The sequence below is a fragment of the Enterobacter bugandensis genome, from assembly GCF_900324475.1.
GTDB classification, from domain to species: Bacteria; Pseudomonadota; Gammaproteobacteria; order Enterobacterales; family Enterobacteriaceae; genus Enterobacter; species Enterobacter bugandensis.
The window spans coordinates 763,725-781,445 of record NZ_LT992502.1 but is presented as its reverse complement, the minus strand read 5'-3'; the positions used below and the strand labels follow the sequence as shown (position 1 = coordinate 781,445).

Genomic DNA, 17,721 nt, shown 5'->3' with positions numbered 1-17,721 from the left:
ATGGCCAAGACGTTATATGAAAAATTGTTTGATGCGCACGTTGTCTACGAGGCGCCAAACGAAACCCCGCTGCTGTACATTGACCGCCACCTGGTGCACGAAGTGACCTCTCCGCAGGCCTTCGACGGCCTGCGCGCGCACAAGCGTCCGGTGCGCCAGCCGGGTAAAACCTTTGCCACGATGGATCACAACGTCTCCACCCAGACCAAAGACATCAATGCTTCCGGCGAGATGGCGCGCATCCAGATGCAGGAGCTGATCAAGAACTGCAACGAATTTGGCGTGGAGCTGTACGATCTGAACCACCCGTATCAGGGCATCGTCCACGTGATGGGACCTGAGCAGGGTATTACGCTGCCGGGCATGACCATCGTCTGTGGCGACTCCCATACCGCGACCCACGGCGCGTTTGGCGCGCTGGCGTTCGGCATCGGCACATCGGAAGTTGAGCACGTTCTGGCGACGCAGACTCTGAAACAGGGCCGCGCCAAAACCATGAAGATTGAGGTGAAGGGCAAAGCCGCGCCGGGCATCACCGCGAAAGATATCGTGCTGGCGATTATCGGCAAAACCGGCAGCGCAGGCGGTACCGGTCACGTGGTGGAATTCTGCGGTGAAGCCATTCAGGCGCTGAGCATGGAAGGCCGTATGACCCTGTGCAACATGGCGATTGAGATGGGTGCTAAAGCAGGCCTGGTCGCACCGGACGAAACCACCTTCAACTATGTGAAAGGCCGTCTGCACGCGCCGAAAGGTCAGGATTTTGACGACGCGGTCGCGTACTGGAAAACCCTGAAAACTGACCACGGTGCCAACTTTGATACCGTTGTCACGCTGCAGGCGGAAGAGATTGCGCCGCAAGTCACCTGGGGTACCAATCCTGGCCAGGTCATCTCCGTCAACGACAGCATTCCTGACCCGGCTTCCTTCGCCGATCCGGTCGAACGCGCCAGTGCGGAAAAAGCGCTGGCCTATATGGGGCTGAAACCCGGCGTACCGCTGACCGAGGTGAACATTGATAAGGTGTTCATCGGCTCCTGCACCAACTCCCGTATCGAGGACTTACGCGCGGCGGCAGAGATTGCCAAAGGCCGCAAAGTGGCGCCGGGCGTGCAGGCGCTGGTGGTTCCTGGCTCCGGTCCGGTGAAAGCCCAGGCGGAAGCGGAAGGACTGGATAAGATCTTTATCGAAGCAGGCTTCGAATGGCGTCTGCCGGGCTGCTCCATGTGTCTGGCGATGAACAACGACCGCCTGAACCCGGGTGAGCGCTGTGCCTCCACCAGCAACCGTAACTTTGAAGGCCGTCAGGGCCGGGGTGGACGCACTCACCTGGTCAGCCCGGCAATGGCCGCCGCTGCGGCAGTTACCGGCCATTTCGCCGATATTCGCAGCCTGAAATAAGGAGACAATCATGGCAGAGAAATTTACCCAACATACGGGCCGTGTTGTCCCGCTGGACGCCGCTAACGTCGATACGGACGCGATCATTCCGAAGCAGTTTTTGCAGAAAGTGACCCGCACCGGTTTTGGCGCACACTTGTTCAACGACTGGCGTTTTCTGGACGACAAAGGCGAAGTGCCAAACCCGGAGTTCGTCCTGAACTTCCCGGAATACAAAGGTGCATCCATTCTTCTGGCGCGGGAAAACTTCGGCTGCGGCTCCTCGCGTGAGCATGCGCCCTGGGCGCTGACCGACTACGGCTTTAAGGTGGTTATCGCCCCGAGCTTCGCGGATATCTTCTACGGCAACAGCTTCAACAACCAGTTGCTGCCGGTGACGCTGAGCGACGAGCAGGTCGATGAACTGTTCGCGCTGGTTAAAGCAAATCCGGGGATGGCGTTTGAGGTGGATCTGGAAGCGGAAGTGGTGAAAGCCGGGGATAAGACCTACAGCTTCAGCATTGATGCCTTCCGTCGCCACTGCATGTTGAACGGTCTGGACAGCATTGGCCTGACGCTCCAGCACGAGGACGCCATCTCAGCGTACGAGAAAAAACAGCCTGCGTTTATGGGCTAAAGGCAATGGCCCGCAGGGCGCGGGCCATTGATAAGGGTGCGTTGAGGCTCAACCACTCTGGAGAGGCGGGGACACTTCCCCCGCCAATACCGCTAACGTTTTGCTTCGTAAGCCAACACTGCCGCCAGCTCTGTTTTCTCCTGTCTGAAGTGCAACTCACACAGCGAATCACGCACCATCCAGGTGAAGATCAATAGCGTCGTACAGATCAGAAACAAACCTAACAGCAGAGTACGTTTTGGCATTCCAGCCTCCTTATTGCTTTTCGGCAATGAAGAGACTAACCTCGCAATGTTGGTTGTGAAGTTTGTCTCCCCATCAGTTTTTTTGATGTGGGACTCTCCACTGTTTGCCTCTTGCGAAAGCTTGAGGCAAACAGCCTCAAGCACCCGTCACGCACTCTATGCGCCTTCTCTGTATCTGTCAGAAAATCGTTTCATTTCGTGAAGCCGCCTTCCAGAATCAAACATCCTTGACCCGGCAGGTCAGCCCAAGCGTTACCACCGAAATCGCCGCAATCATCCAGTAAACCGAGGCATGACCATAACTTTGCGCCAGCGCGCCCTGAATCACTCCCGCCAGAATAACGCCCGTTGAAATACTGTTGGTAAAAAGCGTAGTCGCAGAGCCGGCGCGGCCGGGCATGAGATCCTGGAACCAGAGCATGCCGATCCCGGCAACGATGCCAATAAACACGGCATTAAACAGCTGCAGCGCCAGCAACGCTTCACGCGAATGGAAAAGAAGCAGCCCCGCGTAGAACAGCACCCCAGCCGCTACGGCAACGATCATCATCCGACGCTTTCCGAAGCGCTTAACGTAATACCCCGCCAGAATCATCGCCGGAATTTCCAGCCCGGCGGCGGTCCCCATTAAGATCCCCGCAAGCTTGTCCGGTAGGCCTAGATCGCTGCTGATCCACAGCGGCATATCAATAATGTACATGGTGTTGCAGGTCCACATCAGCGTGGAGGCGATAAACAGCATCCGCACGTTTTTATCCTGCCAGCCGCTCACCTGAGTGATGGGCTTATCCGTCGTCTGCTCAACCCGGGCGACAGACGGCAGCGCAAAGGCAATCAGAGCCAGACTGATAATAAAAATGCCTGCCGCGATAGAAAACATGACCGTAAAGCCATAGTTCAGCGCCAGCATGAAGGCCAGCGGCGGGCCGATGACCCACGCCAGCGAGAGCTGTGCGCGCATCACCGAGCTGAACATCACTACCTCTCGCGCCGAGCTGTCGGCGTATTCACGGGCCAGCGCGAACAGCTGCGGCATGGCGGTGTTCGCCAGAGAGGCCAGCAGCACGCCGCAGGTGATGAGCGTCAGGTAATGACGGTTAAAGGCAAAAAGCAGCGCGTTGCCCACGGCCATGGCGCAGCAAAAGAGGATCAGCCTGCGGCGATCGCCCTGGCTGTCGGATCGTTTCGCCAGCCCCAGGCTAACGAGGATCCCGGCAATCGCGTTAACGGTATAAAACAGGCCCACCCAAAACGGCTGCGCCCCCACCTCGCGGCTGAGAAACAGGCTCAGCGTCGGTGCCTGTAGCGCACCGGCCACGCCCATCATGAAGGCCACCAGCATAAAAGCAGCGTACACGCCATTCAGGCGGCGCCCCATCGTCATCAACCACAGCATGCGCAAGTCCTTGTGAAAGCGAATCGAAATTGGGTGAAAGAATAAACGAAAAAAGCCAGCAAAAACATTTTGCTGGCGGGTGATAAACACCAATACTCAGTCACACATGATCGAGGCGAGTTAGCGAGAAGAGGTCGGCTTCGTAACGTCCCACTGCATCAGATCTTCCAGGATTCTCAGCCGTTGCTCTGCACACTGGCGGGCCAGCCAGGACATTCCCTTTGTCGCTGAAAAGTACTGCTGATAAAACTGACGTGCGGTAGACCTCTTCATAATTTACCTCCTCACTTCATCGGGAAGCATTATTGGCTTAATATAGGGATTAATAAATTGCTGATTTTTTGTCAGGAGTTCCTCTTTTATGCCGTCCGGTCGACTGCAACAACAATTCATTCGCCTGTGGCAGTGCTGCGAGGGTCAATCGCAGGAGACCACGCTTAACGAGCTGGCAGAACTCCTCAACTGCTCTCGCCGCCATATGCGCACGTTACTCAACACTATGCAGCAGCAGGGCTGGCTAAGCTGGGAGGCCGAGGCGGGACGCGGCAAGCGCTCACGCTTGACCTTCCTGTATACCGGCCTGGCCCTGCAGCAGCAGCGGGCGGAGGATCTGCTGGAGCAGGACCGCATCGATCAGCTGGTCCAACTGGTGGGCGACAAAGCCGCCGTGCGCCAGATGCTGGTCTCACACCTGGGACGCAGCTTTCGTCAGGGACGCCACATTCTGCGGGTGCTCTACTATCGTCCGATGAAAAACCTGTTGCCCGGCACGGCATTGCGACGTTCTGAAACCCACATGGCCCGGCAGATATTCAGCGGTCTGACGAAAATAAATGAGGAAAACGGGGAACTGGAAGCAGATATCGCGCACCACTGGCAGCAGCTTTCCCCCCTGCACTGGCGTTTCTTTTTACGCCCGGGCATTCACTTCCACCATGGCCGCGAACTGGAGATGAGTGACGTCATCACCTCTCTGGAGCGTGCCCGCACGCTGCCGCTCTATTCGCATATCACGCGGATCCACTCCCCCACGGCCTGGACGCTGGATATTGAGCTATCGCAGCCGGACAACTGGCTTCCGTGGCTTCTTGGCTATGTGCCCTCGATGATCCTGCCTGCCGAGTGGCGATCCCTGAACAATTTTTCCAGCCAGCCGATTGGAACGGGCCCCTACGCCGTGTCGCGCAATAACAATAATCAGCTGAAGATCCGCGCCTTTGATGACTATTTTGGCTATCGGGCGCTGATCGACGAAGTGAACGTCTGGGTGTTACCGGACCTCAACGAAGAGCTGAGTGCAGGCCTCACCCTGGAGGGGCCCACAACCAGCGAAAAGGCGTTCGAGAGTCGCCTGGAGGAGGGCTGCTACTATCTTCTTTTTGACAGCCGCAGCCATCGCGGGGCGAATCACGACGTCCGCAAGTGGATCAGCCATATTCTGGCCCCGGCTAACCTGATTTATCATGCTGAAGAGCAATACCAGACCTGGTGGTTTCCGGCCTATGGCCTGCTTCCGCGCTGGCACCATGCTCAGCCGGTGCGCAGTGAAAAACCCGCCGGGCTGGAAACCATCACCCTCAGCTACTATCGCGATCACATTGAGCACCGGTTTATCGCGAGGATCATGAGCAAGCTGCTTGCAGCCGAAGGCGTGACGCTGGCGATACAGGAAGTCGATTATGATGAATGGCACCGCGGGGATGTCGTCAGCGATATCTGGCTCAACAGCGCCAACTTCACGCTGCCGCTGGATTTCTCGCTCTTTTCACACCTGTATGAAGTGCCTCTCATTCAGCACTGCATCAGCCGGGACTGGCAGCAGGACGCCGCGAAGTGGCGGGCAGGAGAGATGGATCTGGCCGCGTGGTGCCAGGAGCTGCTGGCCGGGCAGACGATCGTACCGTTGATCCACCACTGGCTGCTGATCCAGGGACAGCGCAGCATGCGCGGCCTGCGGATGAATACCCTGGGCTGGTTTGATTTTAAATCCGCCTGGTTTGCGCCGCCGGAGCCATAACGCTTTCGTAATATTCACCAAATCATTACAATAGCGCCGTTCTCAACGGGGTGCTGCATCACAGATGTGCGCTGAGATAATACCCGTCGAACCTGATCCGGATAACGCCGGCGAAGGGATTTGAGGCTGTTTCTCAAAATCCTTTGCCACTCAACCCTGAGGTGCAAAGTGTTAAAAAACGTTCTTCCTCTGCTGGCGCTGGTTGCGCTGCCTGTTTTTGCTAAGCCTGTTCTGACGGTCTATACCTACGACTCCTTCTCCGCCGACTGGGGCCCCGGCCCGGTGGTTAAAAAAGCCTTTGAAGCCGACTGCAACTGCGAGCTGAAGTTCGTGGCGCTGGAAGATGGCGTGTCGCTGCTTAACCGCCTGCGCATGGAAGGGAAAAACAGCAAGGCCGACGTGGTGCTCGGTCTGGATAACAACCTGCTGGAAGCCGCCACGCAAACCAGACTGTTTGCCAAAAGCGGCGTAGCGGCAGATGCCGTCAACGTGCCGGGCGGCTGGAAAAACGACACCTTCGTTCCCTTCGATTACGGCTACTTTGCATTCGTCTACGATAAAAACAAGCTGAAGAACCCGCCGAAGAGCCTGAAAGAGCTGGTCGAAAGCGACCAGAAATGGCGCGTGATTTATGAAGATCCGCGCACCAGCACGCCGGGCCTGGGGCTGCTGCTGTGGATGCAGAAAGTCTACGGCGACAAAACGCCGGAGGCGTGGCAAAAGCTGGCTGCGAAAACAGTTACGGTCACTAAAGGCTGGAGCGAAGCCTACGGCCTGTTCCTGAAAGGCGAAAGCGATCTGGTGCTGAGCTACACCACCTCTCCGGCCTATCATATTATTGCCGAGAAGAAAGACAACTACGCGGCTGCGAATTTCGCTGAAGGTCACTACCTGCAGGTTGAAGTGGCTGCCCGCACCGCCGCCAGCAAACAGCCGGAACTGGCCGAGAAGTTCCTGAAATTTATGGTCTCCCCGGCATTCCAGAACGCCATTCCGACGGGCAACTGGATGTACCCGGTCACCGACGCGGCGCTGCCGGCAGGCTTTGAGCAGCTGAACAAACCGCAGACCGCGCTGGAATTTACGCCGCAGCAGGTTGCCGCTCAGCGCGCCGCATGGATAAGCGAATGGCAACGCGCCGTCAGCCGCTGATCCCCGGCTGGTTAGTTCCCGGACTGATTGCCGCCATACTGATGGTGGTCGTCAGTCTGGGAGCGTTTCTGGCGCTGTGGTTTAACGCGCCAGAGAGCGATCTGCTCGCGCTCTGGCACGATAGCTATCTCTGGCACGTCATCCGTTTCTCCTTCTGGCAGGCGTTTCTTTCCGCGCTGCTGTCAGTCATCCCGGCCATTTTCCTTGCGCGCGCCCTCTATCGCAGACGTTTCCCCGGCAGGCTGGCCCTGCTGCGCCTGTGCGCCATGACGCTGATCCTGCCCGTACTGGTGGCCGTTTTTGGTATTCTGAGCGTATACGGTCGCCAGGGCTGGCTGGCCTCGCTCTTCGCGTCTTTAGGCCTGGAATGGACCTTCTCCCCTTACGGCCTGAAGGGCATCCTGCTGGCACACATTTTCTTCAATATGCCGATGGCGACGCGCCTCTTTTTGCAGGCGCTGGAGAACATACCCGGCGAGCAGCGCCAGATTGCCGCCCAGCTTGGCATGCGCGGATGGTCATTCTTCCGCTTTGTCGAATGGCCGTGGCTGCGACGCCAGATTGCCCCGGTGGCCGCGCTGATCTTTATGCTCTGTTTCGCCAGCTTTGCGACCGTGCTTTCTCTCGGCGGCGGCCCGCAGGCCACCACTATTGAGCTGGCGATCTATCAGGCATTAAGTTACGACTACGATCCGGGCCGCGCCGCGTTGCTGGCGATCGTACAGATGGTGTGCTGCCTGGCGCTGGTGTTACTCAGCCAGCGGCTGAGCAAAGCGATCCCCGCAGGAAGCAATAATCTTTCTGGCTGGCGCGATCCGCAGGACAGCCTGCACAGCCGCATCTCGGACGTGATGCTGATCGCGCTGGCGCTCCTGCTTCTGCTGCCGCCGCTGCTGGCCGTGATCGCCGATGGCCTCAACCGGAATGTGGTATCGGTACTTCAACAGCCGGTCCTGTGGCAGGCCACGTGGACCTCATTGCGTATCGCGCTGGCAGCCGGGCTAATCTGCGTGACGCTGACCATGATGCTGCTCTGGAGCAGCCGCGAGCTGTACGCGCGACATGCCCGTAAAGCCGGACACGCGCTGGAACTGACGGGCATGCTGATCCTGGCGATGCCGGGCATTGTGCTGGCGACCGGCTTCTTTTTACTGTTTAACAGCACCATCGGCCTGCCGGAAAGCGCCGACGGCATCGTCATTTTTACCAACGCCTTAATGGCCATACCGTACGCGCTGAAGGTACTGGAAAACCCGATGCGGGATGTTAACAGCCGGTACAGCGCCCTGTGTCAGTCCCTTGGCATTATGGGCTGGCGGCGGCTGAAAGTGGTCGAACTACGCGCCCTGAAGCGGCCGCTCGCCCAGGCGATGGCCTTCGCCTGCGTGCTGTCGATTGGGGATTTTGGCGTGGTGGCCCTCTTTGGCAACGAGGATTTCCGCACGCTGCCGTTCTGGCTTTACCAGCAAATTGGCTCCTACCGCAGCCAGGACGGTGCCGTCACGGCGCTGCTCCTGTTACTGCTGTGCTTTGCCTTATTTACCGTTATCGAAAAACTTCCGGGGCGTGATGTTAAAACTGACTGATGTAACCTGGCTTTACCAGCATCTGCCGATGCGTTTTACCCTCTCTGTTCGTCAGGGAGAGCGAATTGCGGTGCTTGGCCCAAGCGGGGCCGGTAAAAGTACCCTGCTCAATTTGATTGCCGGTTTTTTGCAGCCTGTCAGCGGGTCGATAGTCATTGATAATGGCGAGTATACCTACGCTCCGCCGGCTAAGCGCCCGGTGTCGATGCTGTTTCAGGAAAACAATCTGTTTAATCACCTTACGGTGTGGCAGAACATCGCGCTGGGAATCGATCCGGGGTTAAAACTCAATGCTGCGCAGCGTCAGAAGCTGGAGGAGATTGCCGAACAAATGGGCCTGTCCGCGTTGATTTCCAGACTGCCCGGTGAGCTTTCCGGCGGCCAGCGTCAGCGCGTGGCGCTGGCACGTTGTCTGGTGCGCGAGCAGCCGCTGCTGCTGCTCGATGAACCCTTCTCGGCACTCGACCCGGCCCTGCGCCAGGAGATGCTCTCGCTGGTGGAAGAGGTTTGCCAGCGCCAGCAGATCACGATGCTGATGGTTTCGCACAGCATTGAAGATGCCGCACGCATTGCGCCGCGATCGGTAGTGATCGCGGAGGGACGGATTTTGTGGGATGGAGAAACACAAGAACTTCTGAGTGGTAACGCGGAGGCGTCTTCATTGTTAGGCATTCGTGCGGTCTGACGCCCTCACCCTGGCCCTCTCCCACGGGGAGAGGGAAAACACCTTAACGGCTCACCACCTTCAGCAGGATCTCGCCGTACACCGGCATCAGCGGGTGACGAATCAGCGCGACCAGCGCCACCACCGCCACGCCCAGCGTCAGCGGGGCCAGCCAGAGCAGGCGCGCGCGCGGGAGATAGCGCGTCAGGCGATCGACGCTGGCTTTCGCGCTGCGCCATAGCCGCCAGCAGAGCCAGGCCGCCAGCCACAGCAGTACCGCCGTTCCCAGCAGCAGCCACTTGAACTCACCGCTTTGCATACCGTCAGGGATATCAATGGCCGCACCCGCGAGGATCCCCGGCAGGAAGTAAAACGGCGGCCAGAATACGCAGCCGATAATGTTCGGCACCACGAATTTTGCGACGGGCAGATCCAGCATCCCCGCCACCATCGGCACCAGCGGACGCGTTGGCCCGACAAAGCGGCCTACCAGAATGGTGAACATGCTGTGCTGGTGCAGCGCATGTTCGGTTTTATCCAGCAGCGCTTTGTTCTTTTTCATGAACGACCAGCGGTGCAGCGGCTTCTTAAAGCGCCAGCCCAGCCAGAAGGAGATCCAGTCCCCCAGCAGGCAGCCGATAATCCCGGCCAGCCACGCCTGCCAGAAATTGACCTCACCGCTGCCGATCAGCGCCCCAAGCCCCGCCATCATCACGGTGCCAGGCAGGATCAGCCCAACCAGCGCCAGCGATTCCAGAAACGCCACCAGCGCCACGGCGATGAGCGAGTACATAACGGACTGGGTAATAAAGTGTTCCAGCAATGCCTGCATAACTATTCCGGTCAGAAAACGAATCAGCGATTCTGCTTAGCGCCCCGCACCGCGTCAAGGCATCAATTGTCTGAATAGTTTACAGGATGCTCCTGAAGTTCACCTGAATGTTTACCGTTTATTCACATCCCGCGCGGAATTCACTGGGACTGGCGCCGGTGCACTTCTTAAACACGCGAGAGAAATAGAGCTGATCTTCAAAGCCCACGTTGCGTCCGACGGTCGCGATAGGCATCCGGGTGGTGCTGAGCAACAGCTTTGCCTGGCTGATGCGCTGATCCTCACGCCAGCTCAGCACGCTCACGCCAAGCTGCTGGCGGAACAGGTGTGACAGGCGGGACGGCGAAAGACAGACGTGCTGGGCAACGCTGGCGATATCAAACTGGCTGTCGGCCAGATGGTCGCTGATGTACTGGCAGGCGTCGCGGACGCGGTTATCCAGCGGCGGGTTAAGCGACTCGTTGATCGCCTCCATGCGGCGCAGCAGCACCTGCTCAAGCAGGTTGATCGCCAGCAGTTCGGCATAGCGCCCGCCCGCCTGCCCCGCCTCAATAATTTGTGCGAACAGTTCACGAAACTGCGCCAGATGCGCCTCATCCGGACGATAAAAACCCGTTTGCGCGAAAATAGCCGGCCATGAGAGCCACTCCTGCCAGTAGGCGCGCGGACGGAAATAGACCCACTGGTGATACCACTCTTTGGCGTCCGGGTGACGCCCGTAGTGGTGGATCTCCCCCGGCGGGAACAGCAGCATATCGCCCGGGCGGCAAACAAACTGCCGATCGCCGTTTTTTATCACCCCTTCCCCGCGTACGGTCAGGTTCAGAATATACCCTTTCATGCCGAGCGGCCGGTCAACGTAAAAATCGAGATACCCCTCGGCCTCAATTGGCGTCAGCCCCGCCACCAGATGGGCGTTAAATGAGTATCCCGGCAGCAGGGGATCGTTTTGCGGTTCGGCCATAGATTCAGTTCTCCCAAGGGTCCTGAAGGAAACCATTTGTCCATATCGATAAAAGCAGTATAAAAATGGCCTGCGAAAAGATCCAAAAAGCATCACGCCTCTTTTACGTCCGCCATGTTTCAGCCTTTTCCCCTGATTTTTCTGCCGACACGGGCAGAGAAGCAGTAACAAAAGTGTCTATAAGTGCGGCAGAAATGTCCACATTGAATATTTGCACGGCGTCACACTTTCCGTCGTAACAGCAATTTAGTCCATAAGATTAGCGGATCCTGCCTGACGATTTTTATCCCCAGTCTCTAATGTTCTTCCATACCTGTTTCGGATGGAGCAACACCATGGCAATTGCAATTGGCCTCGATTTTGGCAGCGACTCGGTTCGCGCGCTGGCAGTGGACTGTACGACTGGCCAGGAGATAGCAACCAGCGTTGAGTGGTATCCGCGCTGGCAAGAGGGGCGCTACTGCGATGCGCCAAACAACCAGTTCCGTCACCACCCGCGCGATTACATTGAATCGATGGAAGCGGCGGTCAAAACCGTGCTGGCTGAACTGACGGACGCCCAGCGGGCCGACGTCGTGGGGATTGGCGTCGACAGCACCGGTTCAACGCCAGCCCCGGTGGACGCTGAAGGCCGCGTGCTGGCGCTGCGCCCGGAGTTTGCCGACAACCCGAACGCCATGTTCGTGCTTTGGAAAGACCATACCGCCGTGGAAGAGGCGGAAGCCATCACCCGCTTATGCCATCAGCCGGGCAAAACCGACTACTCGCGCTACATCGGCGGCATCTACTCCAGCGAATGGTTCTGGGCCAAAATCCTGCACGTTACCCGCACGGACGCTTCGGTCGCCCAGGCCGCGGCATCCTGGATTGAGCTGTGCGACTGGGTTCCCGCCCTGCTCTCCGGCACCACTCGCCCGCAGGATATCCGCCGCGGCCGCTGCAGCGCCGGGCATAAATCCCTGTGGCATGAAGGCTGGGGCGGTCTTCCTCCGGCAGCGTTCTTCGATGAACTTGACCCGATCATCAACAAAAACCTGAAATACCCGCTCTTTACCGACACCTTCACCGCCGATATTCCGGTCGGCACGCTCTGCGAAGAGTGGGCGACGCGTCTCGGCCTGCCGCAAAACGTGACCATTTCCGGCGGCGCGTTCGACTGCCACATGGGCGCCGTGGGCGCGGGTGCGCAGCCTAACACGCTGGTGAAAGTGATTGGCACCTCCACCTGCGACATTCTGACGGCAGATAAAGCCAGCGTCGGCGACCGCGCGGTGAAAGGGATTTGCGGCCAGGTTGACGGCAGCGTGGTGCCAGATTTTATCGGCCTCGAAGCCGGTCAGTCCGCATTTGGCGATATCTACGCCTGGTTTGGCCGGGTGCTCGGCTGGCCGCTGGATCAGCTGGCTGCCGCGCATCCTGAGCTGAAAACGCAGATTACCGCGAGCAAAAAACAGCTCCTGCCGCAGCTCACCGAAGCCTGGGCAAAAAATCCGTCTCTCGACCACCTGCCGGTGGTGCTGGACTGGTTTAACGGTCGCCGCACGCCGTTTGCCAACCAGCGCCTGAAAGGGGTGATTACCGATCTCAACCTGGCGACCGATGCCCCGGCGCTGTTCGGCGGTCTGATTGCCGCCACCGCGTTCGGCGCGCGCGCCATTATGGAGTGCTTCACCGAACAGGGCATCGACGTGAACAACGTGATGGCGCTGGGCGGTATCGCCCGTAAAAACCCGGTGATTATGCAGGCCTGCTGCGACGTGCTGAACCGTCCGCTGCAGATTGTGGCCTCCGATCAGTGCTGCGCGCTGGGCGCCGCGATTTTCGCTGCCGTGGCCGCAGGCGTTCATGCGGATATCCCGACCGCGCAGCAGCACATGGCAAGCGCCGTCGAAAACACGCTCCAGCCGCGTGTCCAGCAGGCACAACGCTTTGAACAGCTTTATCAGCGCTACCAGCAATGGGCAAAAAGCGCCGAGCTTCACTATCTCCCTGTCGCCGCCCCGGCCAAAAGCACCGCGGACACTACGGCAACCCTGACCCATTAAGGACACGATGATGACCATTTTTAATAATTATGAAGTGTGGTTTGTGATTGGCAGCCAGCATCTGTACGGACCGGAAGCGCTGCAGCAGGTAACGAAACACGCGGAGCACGTGGTTAACGCGCTGAACGCGGAAGCCAAACTGCCGTGCAAACTGGTGCTGAAGCCGCTGGGTACGACGCCGGACGAAATCACCAATATCTGCCGTGACGCCAACTACGACGACAAATGCGCCGGCCTGGTCGTGTGGCTGCACACCTTCTCACCGGCCAAAATGTGGATCAACGGCCTGGCAATCCTCAACAAACCGCTACTGCAGTTCCACACTCAGTTCAATGCCTCCCTGCCGTGGGACAGCATCGACATGGACTTCATGAACCTGAACCAGACCGCGCACGGCGGCCGCGAGTTCGGCTTCATCGGCGCGCGCATGCGCCAGCAGCACGCTGTGGTCACCGGCCACTGGCAGGACGGCAAGGCACAACAGCGTATCGGCTCCTGGATGCGTCAGGCGGTCTCTAAGCAGGATACCCGTCACCTGAAAGTGGTGCGTTTCGGCGACAACATGCGTGAAGTGGCGGTGACCGACGGCGATAAAGTCGCGGCGCAGATCAAGTTCGGCTTCTCCGTGAATACCTGGGCGGTGGGCGACCTGGTGCAGGTGGTGAATGACATCAGCGACGGCGACGTGAGCGCGCTGGTGGACGAGTACGAAAGCAGCTACCGCCTGACGCCTGCGGCACAAATCAACGGCGACAAGCGCCAGAACGTGCTGGATGCCGCACGCATTGAGCTGGGCATGAAGCGTTTTCTGGAACAGGGCGGCTTCCACGCTTTTACCACTACATTTGAAGACCTGCACGGCCTTAAACAGCTGCCGGGTCTGGCAGTACAACGTCTGATGCAGCAGGGCTACGGCTTTGCGGGTGAAGGCGACTGGAAAACTGCCGCTCTGCTTCGCATCATGAAGGTGATGTCGACCGGTCTGCAGGGCGGCACCTCCTTTATGGAGGACTACACCTACCACTTCGAGAACGGCAACGATCTGGTGCTCGGTTCGCACATGCTGGAAGTGTGTCCCTCCATCGCGGTTGAAGAGAAACCGATCCTTGACGTGCAGTACCTCGGCATCGGCGGCAAAGCGGATCCGGCCCGTCTGATCTTCAACACCCGTACCGGTCCGGCCATCAACGCCAGCCTGATCGACCTCGGCGACCGCTTCCGCCTGCTGGTGAACTGCGTCGATGCGGTTGAAACCCCGCACTCTCTGCCGAAGCTGCCGGTCGCCAATGCCTTGTGGAAAGCGCAGCCGGACCTGCCAACCGCGTCAGAGGCTTGGATCCTGGCGGGTGGCGCGCACCACACCGTCTTCAGCCACGCGCTGGACCTGAACGATATGCGCCAGTTTGCCGAGCTGCACGATATCGAGCTGACCGTGATTGATAACGACACCCGTCTGCCAGCCTTTAAAGACGCGCTGCGCTGGAACGAAGTCTATTACGGTTCAAAACGCTAAGTACGTAATGCCCGGTGGCGCTGCGCTCGCCGGGCAGGGAGACAACGATGTTAGAAGATCTCAAACGTCAGGTACTTGAAGCCAACCTGGCGCTGCCAAAACATAACCTGGTGACTCTGACCTGGGGCAACGTCAGCGCCGTTGACCGGGATAAAGGGGTATTCGTGATCAAGCCTTCGGGCGTGGATTACACGGTGATGACCGCAGAGGATATGGTCGTGGTCAGCATCGAAACGGGTGAAGTGGTGGAAGGTAACAAAAAACCGTCATCCGATACGCCCACCCACCGTCTGCTGTATCAGTCCTTCCCGACTATCGGCGGCATCGTGCATACCCACTCGCGTCACGCGACCATCTGGGCGCAGGCGGGCCAGTCCATTCCGGCCACCGGCACCACCCACGCGGACTACTTTTACGGCACCATTCCCTGCACGCGTCTGATGACCGATGCGGAGATTAGCGGTGAGTACGAATGGGAAACCGGGAACGTGATCGTCGAAACCTTTGAAAAACAGGGGATCGACGCGGCGCAAATGCCCGGCGTACTGGTGCATTCTCACGGCCCGTTTGCCTGGGGTAAAAACGCGCAAGACGCGGTGCATAACGCAATAGTGCTGGAGGAAATCGCCTATATGGGGATCTTCTGCCGCCAGCTGGCACCGCAGTTGCCGGATATGCAGCAAACCCTGCTGGATAAACACTACCTGCGCAAGCACGGCGCGAAGGCCTATTACGGACAATAAACTGTATATATCCCCAGCATAAAACATTCAACCAGGCTATAATCAGGCCTGGTTTTGTTTTTGGGATAATGGCGTGGCACAGGCGCAAGAAGGCTTTTTACTGACCCGACACTGGCGGGATACCCCTCAGGGCACCGAGGTTGCGTTCTGGCTGGCGACAGATAACGGCCCGCTGCACGTTACGCTTCCTCCTCAGGAATCCGTGGCGTTTATCCCTGAACATTACGTCGAGAAGGTAAAACAACTGCTGCGCGATGAGAACGGCTGGCGCCTCACTCCTCTTGAGCTAAAAGATTTCCATCGTCAGCCGGTGTATGGCCTATACTGCCGCGCCCATCGCCAACTGATGCGCTACGAAAAATTACTACGCGAAGCGGGCGTGACGCTCTACGAAGCGGACATTCGTCCGCCGGAACGCTTTCTGATGGAGCGGTTTATTACCGCCCCCGTCTGGGTTGACGGCGCTGAGCAAAACGGCACCCTTATCAACGCTCGCCTGAAGCCTAATCCGCATTATCGCCCCCCGCTAAAGTGGGTTTCCCTGGATATCGAAACCACCCGTCACGGCGAGCTATACTGCATCGGCCTGGAAGGCTGCGGGCAGCGGGTTGTCTATATGCTCGGGCCGCCGAACGGCGATGCGTCCGCGCTCGATTTTCAGCTTGAGTACGTCAACAGCCGACCGCAGCTGCTGGAGAAGCTTAACCAGTGGTTTGCCGAGCACGACCCGGACGTGCTGATCGGCTGGAACGTGGTGCAGTTTGACCTGCGCGTACTGCAAAAACACGCAGAGCGGTATCGCATCCCACTGATGCTCGGGCGCGGAAATACGGAGCTGGAGTGGCGTGAGCACGGCTTTAAGAACGGCGTGTTCTTTGCGCAGGCCAACGGCCGCCTGATTATCGACGGCATCGAGGCGCTGAAATCCGCGTTCTGGAATTTCTCCTCCTTCTCTCTGGAAGCGGTAGCGCAGGAATTGCTCGGTGAAGGCAAATCCATCGACAATCCGTGGGACCGCATGGACGAGATTGACCGGCGCTTCAACGAAGACAAACCGGCGCTCGCCACCTATAACCTGAAAGACTGCGAGCTGGTGACGCAGATATTCCACAAAACCGAGATCATGCCGTTCCTGCTGGAGCGCGCGACGGTAAATGGCCTCGCGGCTGACAGGCACGGCGGCTCGGTAGCCGCCTTTAGCCACCTCTATTTCCCACGAATGCACCGTGCGGGCTATGTTGCGCCCAACCTCGGGGACGTACCGCCGCAGGCCAGCCCCGGCGGCTACGTGATGGACTCCCGCCCAGGACTGTATGATTCGGTTCTGGTGCTGGACTACAAAAGCCTCTACCCGTCAATTATCCGCACTTTCCTTATTGACCCGGTGGGGCTGGTGGAGGGGATGGCGCAGCCAGACGACGCGCACAGCACCGAAGGTTTTCTCGGGGCACGCTTCTCGCGCGAAAAACACTGTCTGCCGGAGATTGTGGGGAACATCTGGCACGGCCGCGACGAGGCGAAACGTCATGGCAACAAGCCGCTCTCGCAGGCCCTGAAAATTATTATGAACGCTTTCTACGGCGTGCTGGGTACCAGCGCCTGCCGCTTCTTCGATCCGCGTCTGGCGTCGTCCATCACCATGCGCGGACACGACATCATGCGTCAGACCAAAGCGCTGATTGAATCCCGGGGCTATGACGTTATCTACGGCGACACGGATTCAACCTTTGTGTGGCTTAAGGGCGCACATTCAGAAGACGACGCCTCACGAATCGGCAAAGAACTGGTGGCCTTCGTAAACGACTGGTGGCAGGAACATTTGCAAAAAGAGCGGTTAACCAGCGCATTAGAACTGGAATTTGAAACCCATTTTGCCCGTTTTTTAATGCCCACCATCCGCGGTACTGACCAGGGCAGCAAGAAGCGCTACGCCGGGCTGATCCAGGAGGGTGAAAAGCAGAGAATGGTGTTTAAGGGGCTGGAGACGGTGCGCACTGACTGGACACCGCTGGCCCAGCAGTTCCAGAAGACGCTCTATCTGCGGATTTTCCGCAACGAGCCCTATCAGGACTACATCCGCGAAACCATCGCCAGCCTGATGGCCGGCGAGCTGGATGACCAGCTGGTGTATCGCAAGCGCCTGCGCCGCCCGCTGGCGGAGTACCAGCGCAACGTCCCACCCCACGTGCGCGCCGCGCGCCTGGCGGACGAAGAGAATGTGCGCCGGGGACGCGCGCCGCAGTATCAGAACCGGGGGACGATAAAATACGTCTGGACAACGAACGGGCCGGAGCCCGTTGATTACCAGCAGTCGCCTCTCGATTACGATCACTACCTGACCCGCCAGCTTCAGCCGGTTGCGGAGGGAATTTTACCGTTCATCGACGACGATTTTGCTACACTTGTGACAGGGCAACTTGGCCTATTTTGACGCGTGACGAAATGGCTGCCATCCAGTACCATAGCGCCCTTTCCATTCCCGGACCCATTTTTCGATGACCGTCTTTTTTGACGGGGGTCGAACTATTGCCTGCAATTAAAGATTAG

15 protein-coding genes and 1 riboswitch are annotated in these 17,721 nt (G+C 58.5%); of the genes, 10 read left to right on the top strand and 5 right to left on the bottom strand.

Translation table 11 applies throughout. The annotated features are described in order from the left end of the window. Positions 1 to 1,401, top strand: coding sequence for a 3-isopropylmalate dehydratase large subunit (gene leuC / locus DG357_RS03800; protein ID WP_088204370.1), 1,401 nt, complete (start codon positions 1 to 3; stop codon positions 1,399 to 1,401). 10 nt (positions 1,402 to 1,411) lie between these two features. After that, complete coding sequence (gene leuD, locus DG357_RS03795) at positions 1,412 to 2,017, top strand: 3-isopropylmalate dehydratase small subunit (RefSeq protein WP_028015497.1); 606 nt, start codon at positions 1,412 to 1,414, stop codon at positions 2,015 to 2,017. A gap of 92 nt (positions 2,018 to 2,109) precedes the next feature. Here the strand turns inward: leuD and DG357_RS03790 are convergent, their stop codons facing one another. From DG357_RS03790 to sgrT, 3 genes are all read right to left on the bottom strand, one after another. After that, the gene (locus tag DG357_RS03790) at positions 2,110 to 2,262 is read right to left on the bottom strand and encodes a Hok/Gef family protein (protein ID WP_010427008.1); all 153 of its coding nucleotides are present in this window, start codon (positions 2,260 to 2,262) and stop codon (positions 2,110 to 2,112) included. Between the two features lie 217 nt (positions 2,263 to 2,479). After that, positions 2,480 to 3,658, bottom strand: coding sequence for a sugar efflux transporter (locus DG357_RS03785; RefSeq protein ID WP_028015496.1), 1,179 nt, complete (start codon positions 3,656 to 3,658; stop codon positions 2,480 to 2,482). A 120-nt stretch (positions 3,659 to 3,778) separates the two neighbouring features. Beyond that, positions 3,779 to 3,931, bottom strand: coding sequence for a glucose uptake inhibitor SgrT (gene sgrT, locus DG357_RS03780; RefSeq protein ID WP_088204576.1), 153 nt, complete (start codon positions 3,929 to 3,931; stop codon positions 3,779 to 3,781). 88 nt (positions 3,932 to 4,019) lie between these two features. Here sgrT and sgrR point away from each other — a divergent pair, with 88 nt between their 5' ends. The 4 genes from sgrR (at position 4,020) to thiQ (ending at position 9,098) form a co-directional block, all read left to right on the top strand. After that, the gene (gene sgrR, locus DG357_RS03775) at positions 4,020 to 5,675 is read left to right on the top strand and encodes an HTH-type transcriptional regulator SgrR (RefSeq protein ID WP_088204577.1); all 1,656 of its coding nucleotides are present in this window, start codon (positions 4,020 to 4,022) and stop codon (positions 5,673 to 5,675) included. A gap of 36 nt (positions 5,676 to 5,711) precedes the next feature. Next, positions 5,712 to 5,812, top strand: a riboswitch (TPP riboswitch). Between the two features lie 31 nt (positions 5,813 to 5,843). Next, a complete protein-coding gene (gene thiB / locus DG357_RS03770; protein ID WP_048960671.1) occupies positions 5,844 to 6,827 on the top strand; it encodes a thiamine ABC transporter substrate binding subunit in 984 nt (327 codons plus the stop codon). Continuing rightward, positions 6,803 to 8,413 (top strand): thiamine/thiamine pyrophosphate ABC transporter permease ThiP, encoded by a 1,611-nt coding sequence (gene thiP / locus DG357_RS03765; protein ID WP_063943832.1) that lies wholly within the window; start codon positions 6,803 to 6,805, stop codon positions 8,411 to 8,413. Before thiB ends, thiP begins: the two co-directional genes overlap by 25 nt. Beyond that, the gene (thiQ, locus tag DG357_RS03760) at positions 8,397 to 9,098 is read left to right on the top strand and encodes a thiamine ABC transporter ATP-binding protein ThiQ (RefSeq protein ID WP_088204578.1); all 702 of its coding nucleotides are present in this window, start codon (positions 8,397 to 8,399) and stop codon (positions 9,096 to 9,098) included. Before thiP ends, thiQ begins: the two co-directional genes overlap by 17 nt. A 43-nt stretch (positions 9,099 to 9,141) precedes the next feature. Here thiQ and DG357_RS03755 read toward each other — a convergent pair whose 3' ends face one another. Further along, on the bottom strand, positions 9,142 to 9,909 hold the full coding sequence (locus tag DG357_RS03755) for a DedA family protein (protein WP_045259445.1): 768 nt from the start codon (positions 9,907 to 9,909) through the stop codon (positions 9,142 to 9,144). Between the two features lie 118 nt (positions 9,910 to 10,027). Beyond that, complete coding sequence (araC, locus tag DG357_RS03750; protein WP_028015490.1) at positions 10,028 to 10,873, bottom strand: arabinose operon transcriptional regulator AraC; 846 nt, start codon at positions 10,871 to 10,873, stop codon at positions 10,028 to 10,030. A gap of 335 nt (positions 10,874 to 11,208) precedes the next feature. Between araC and araB the strand changes: the two genes are divergently transcribed. The 4 genes from araB to polB all read left to right on the top strand — a co-directional run bounded on the left by araB (position 11,209) and on the right by polB (position 17,605). Further along, positions 11,209 to 12,918 carry a ribulokinase gene (araB, locus tag DG357_RS03745; protein WP_088204669.1) on the top strand — a complete coding sequence of 570 codons (1,710 nt, stop codon included), beginning with the start codon at positions 11,209 to 11,211 and terminating at the stop codon, positions 12,916 to 12,918. A gap of 10 nt (positions 12,919 to 12,928) precedes the next feature. Continuing rightward, entirely contained in the window at positions 12,929 to 14,431 is a 1,503-nt protein-coding gene (araA, locus tag DG357_RS03740) for an L-arabinose isomerase (protein WP_048960667.1), read from the top strand. A gap of 47 nt (positions 14,432 to 14,478) precedes the next feature. Beyond that, entirely contained in the window at positions 14,479 to 15,174 is a 696-nt protein-coding gene (gene araD / locus DG357_RS03735; protein WP_088204580.1) for an L-ribulose-5-phosphate 4-epimerase, read from the top strand. Between the two features lie 73 nt (positions 15,175 to 15,247). Next, the gene (gene polB, locus DG357_RS03730; RefSeq protein ID WP_088204581.1) at positions 15,248 to 17,605 is read left to right on the top strand and encodes a DNA polymerase II; all 2,358 of its coding nucleotides are present in this window, start codon (positions 15,248 to 15,250) and stop codon (positions 17,603 to 17,605) included. Positions 17,606 to 17,721: the final 116 nt, after the last annotated feature.

Coding starts and splice junctions, on each gene's coding strand:
- leuC (WP_088204370.1), top strand. CDS start 1: ATGGCCAAGACGTTATATGAAAAATTGTTTGATGCGCACGTTGTCTAC.
- leuD (WP_028015497.1), top strand. CDS start 1,412: ATGGCAGAGAAATTTACCCAACATACGGGCCGTGTTGTCCCGCTGGAC.
- DG357_RS03790 (WP_010427008.1), bottom strand. CDS start 2,262: ATGCCAAAACGTACTCTGCTGTTAGGTTTGTTTCTGATCTGTACGACG.
- DG357_RS03785 (WP_028015496.1), bottom strand. CDS start 3,658: ATGCTGTGGTTGATGACGATGGGGCGCCGCCTGAATGGCGTGTACGCT.
- sgrT (WP_088204576.1), bottom strand. CDS start 3,931: ATGAAGAGGTCTACCGCACGTCAGTTTTATCAGCAGTACTTTTCAGCG.
- sgrR (WP_088204577.1), top strand. CDS start 4,020: ATGCCGTCCGGTCGACTGCAACAACAATTCATTCGCCTGTGGCAGTGC.
- thiP (WP_063943832.1), top strand. CDS start 6,803: ATGGCAACGCGCCGTCAGCCGCTGATCCCCGGCTGGTTAGTTCCCGGA.
- thiQ (WP_088204578.1), top strand. CDS start 8,397: ATGTTAAAACTGACTGATGTAACCTGGCTTTACCAGCATCTGCCGATG.
- DG357_RS03755 (WP_045259445.1), bottom strand. CDS start 9,909: ATGCAGGCATTGCTGGAACACTTTATTACCCAGTCCGTTATGTACTCG.
- araC (WP_028015490.1), bottom strand. CDS start 10,873: ATGGCCGAACCGCAAAACGATCCCCTGCTGCCGGGATACTCATTTAAC.
- araB (WP_088204669.1), top strand. CDS start 11,209: ATGGCAATTGCAATTGGCCTCGATTTTGGCAGCGACTCGGTTCGCGCG.
- araA (WP_048960667.1), top strand. CDS start 12,929: ATGACCATTTTTAATAATTATGAAGTGTGGTTTGTGATTGGCAGCCAG.
- araD (WP_088204580.1), top strand. CDS start 14,479: ATGTTAGAAGATCTCAAACGTCAGGTACTTGAAGCCAACCTGGCGCTG.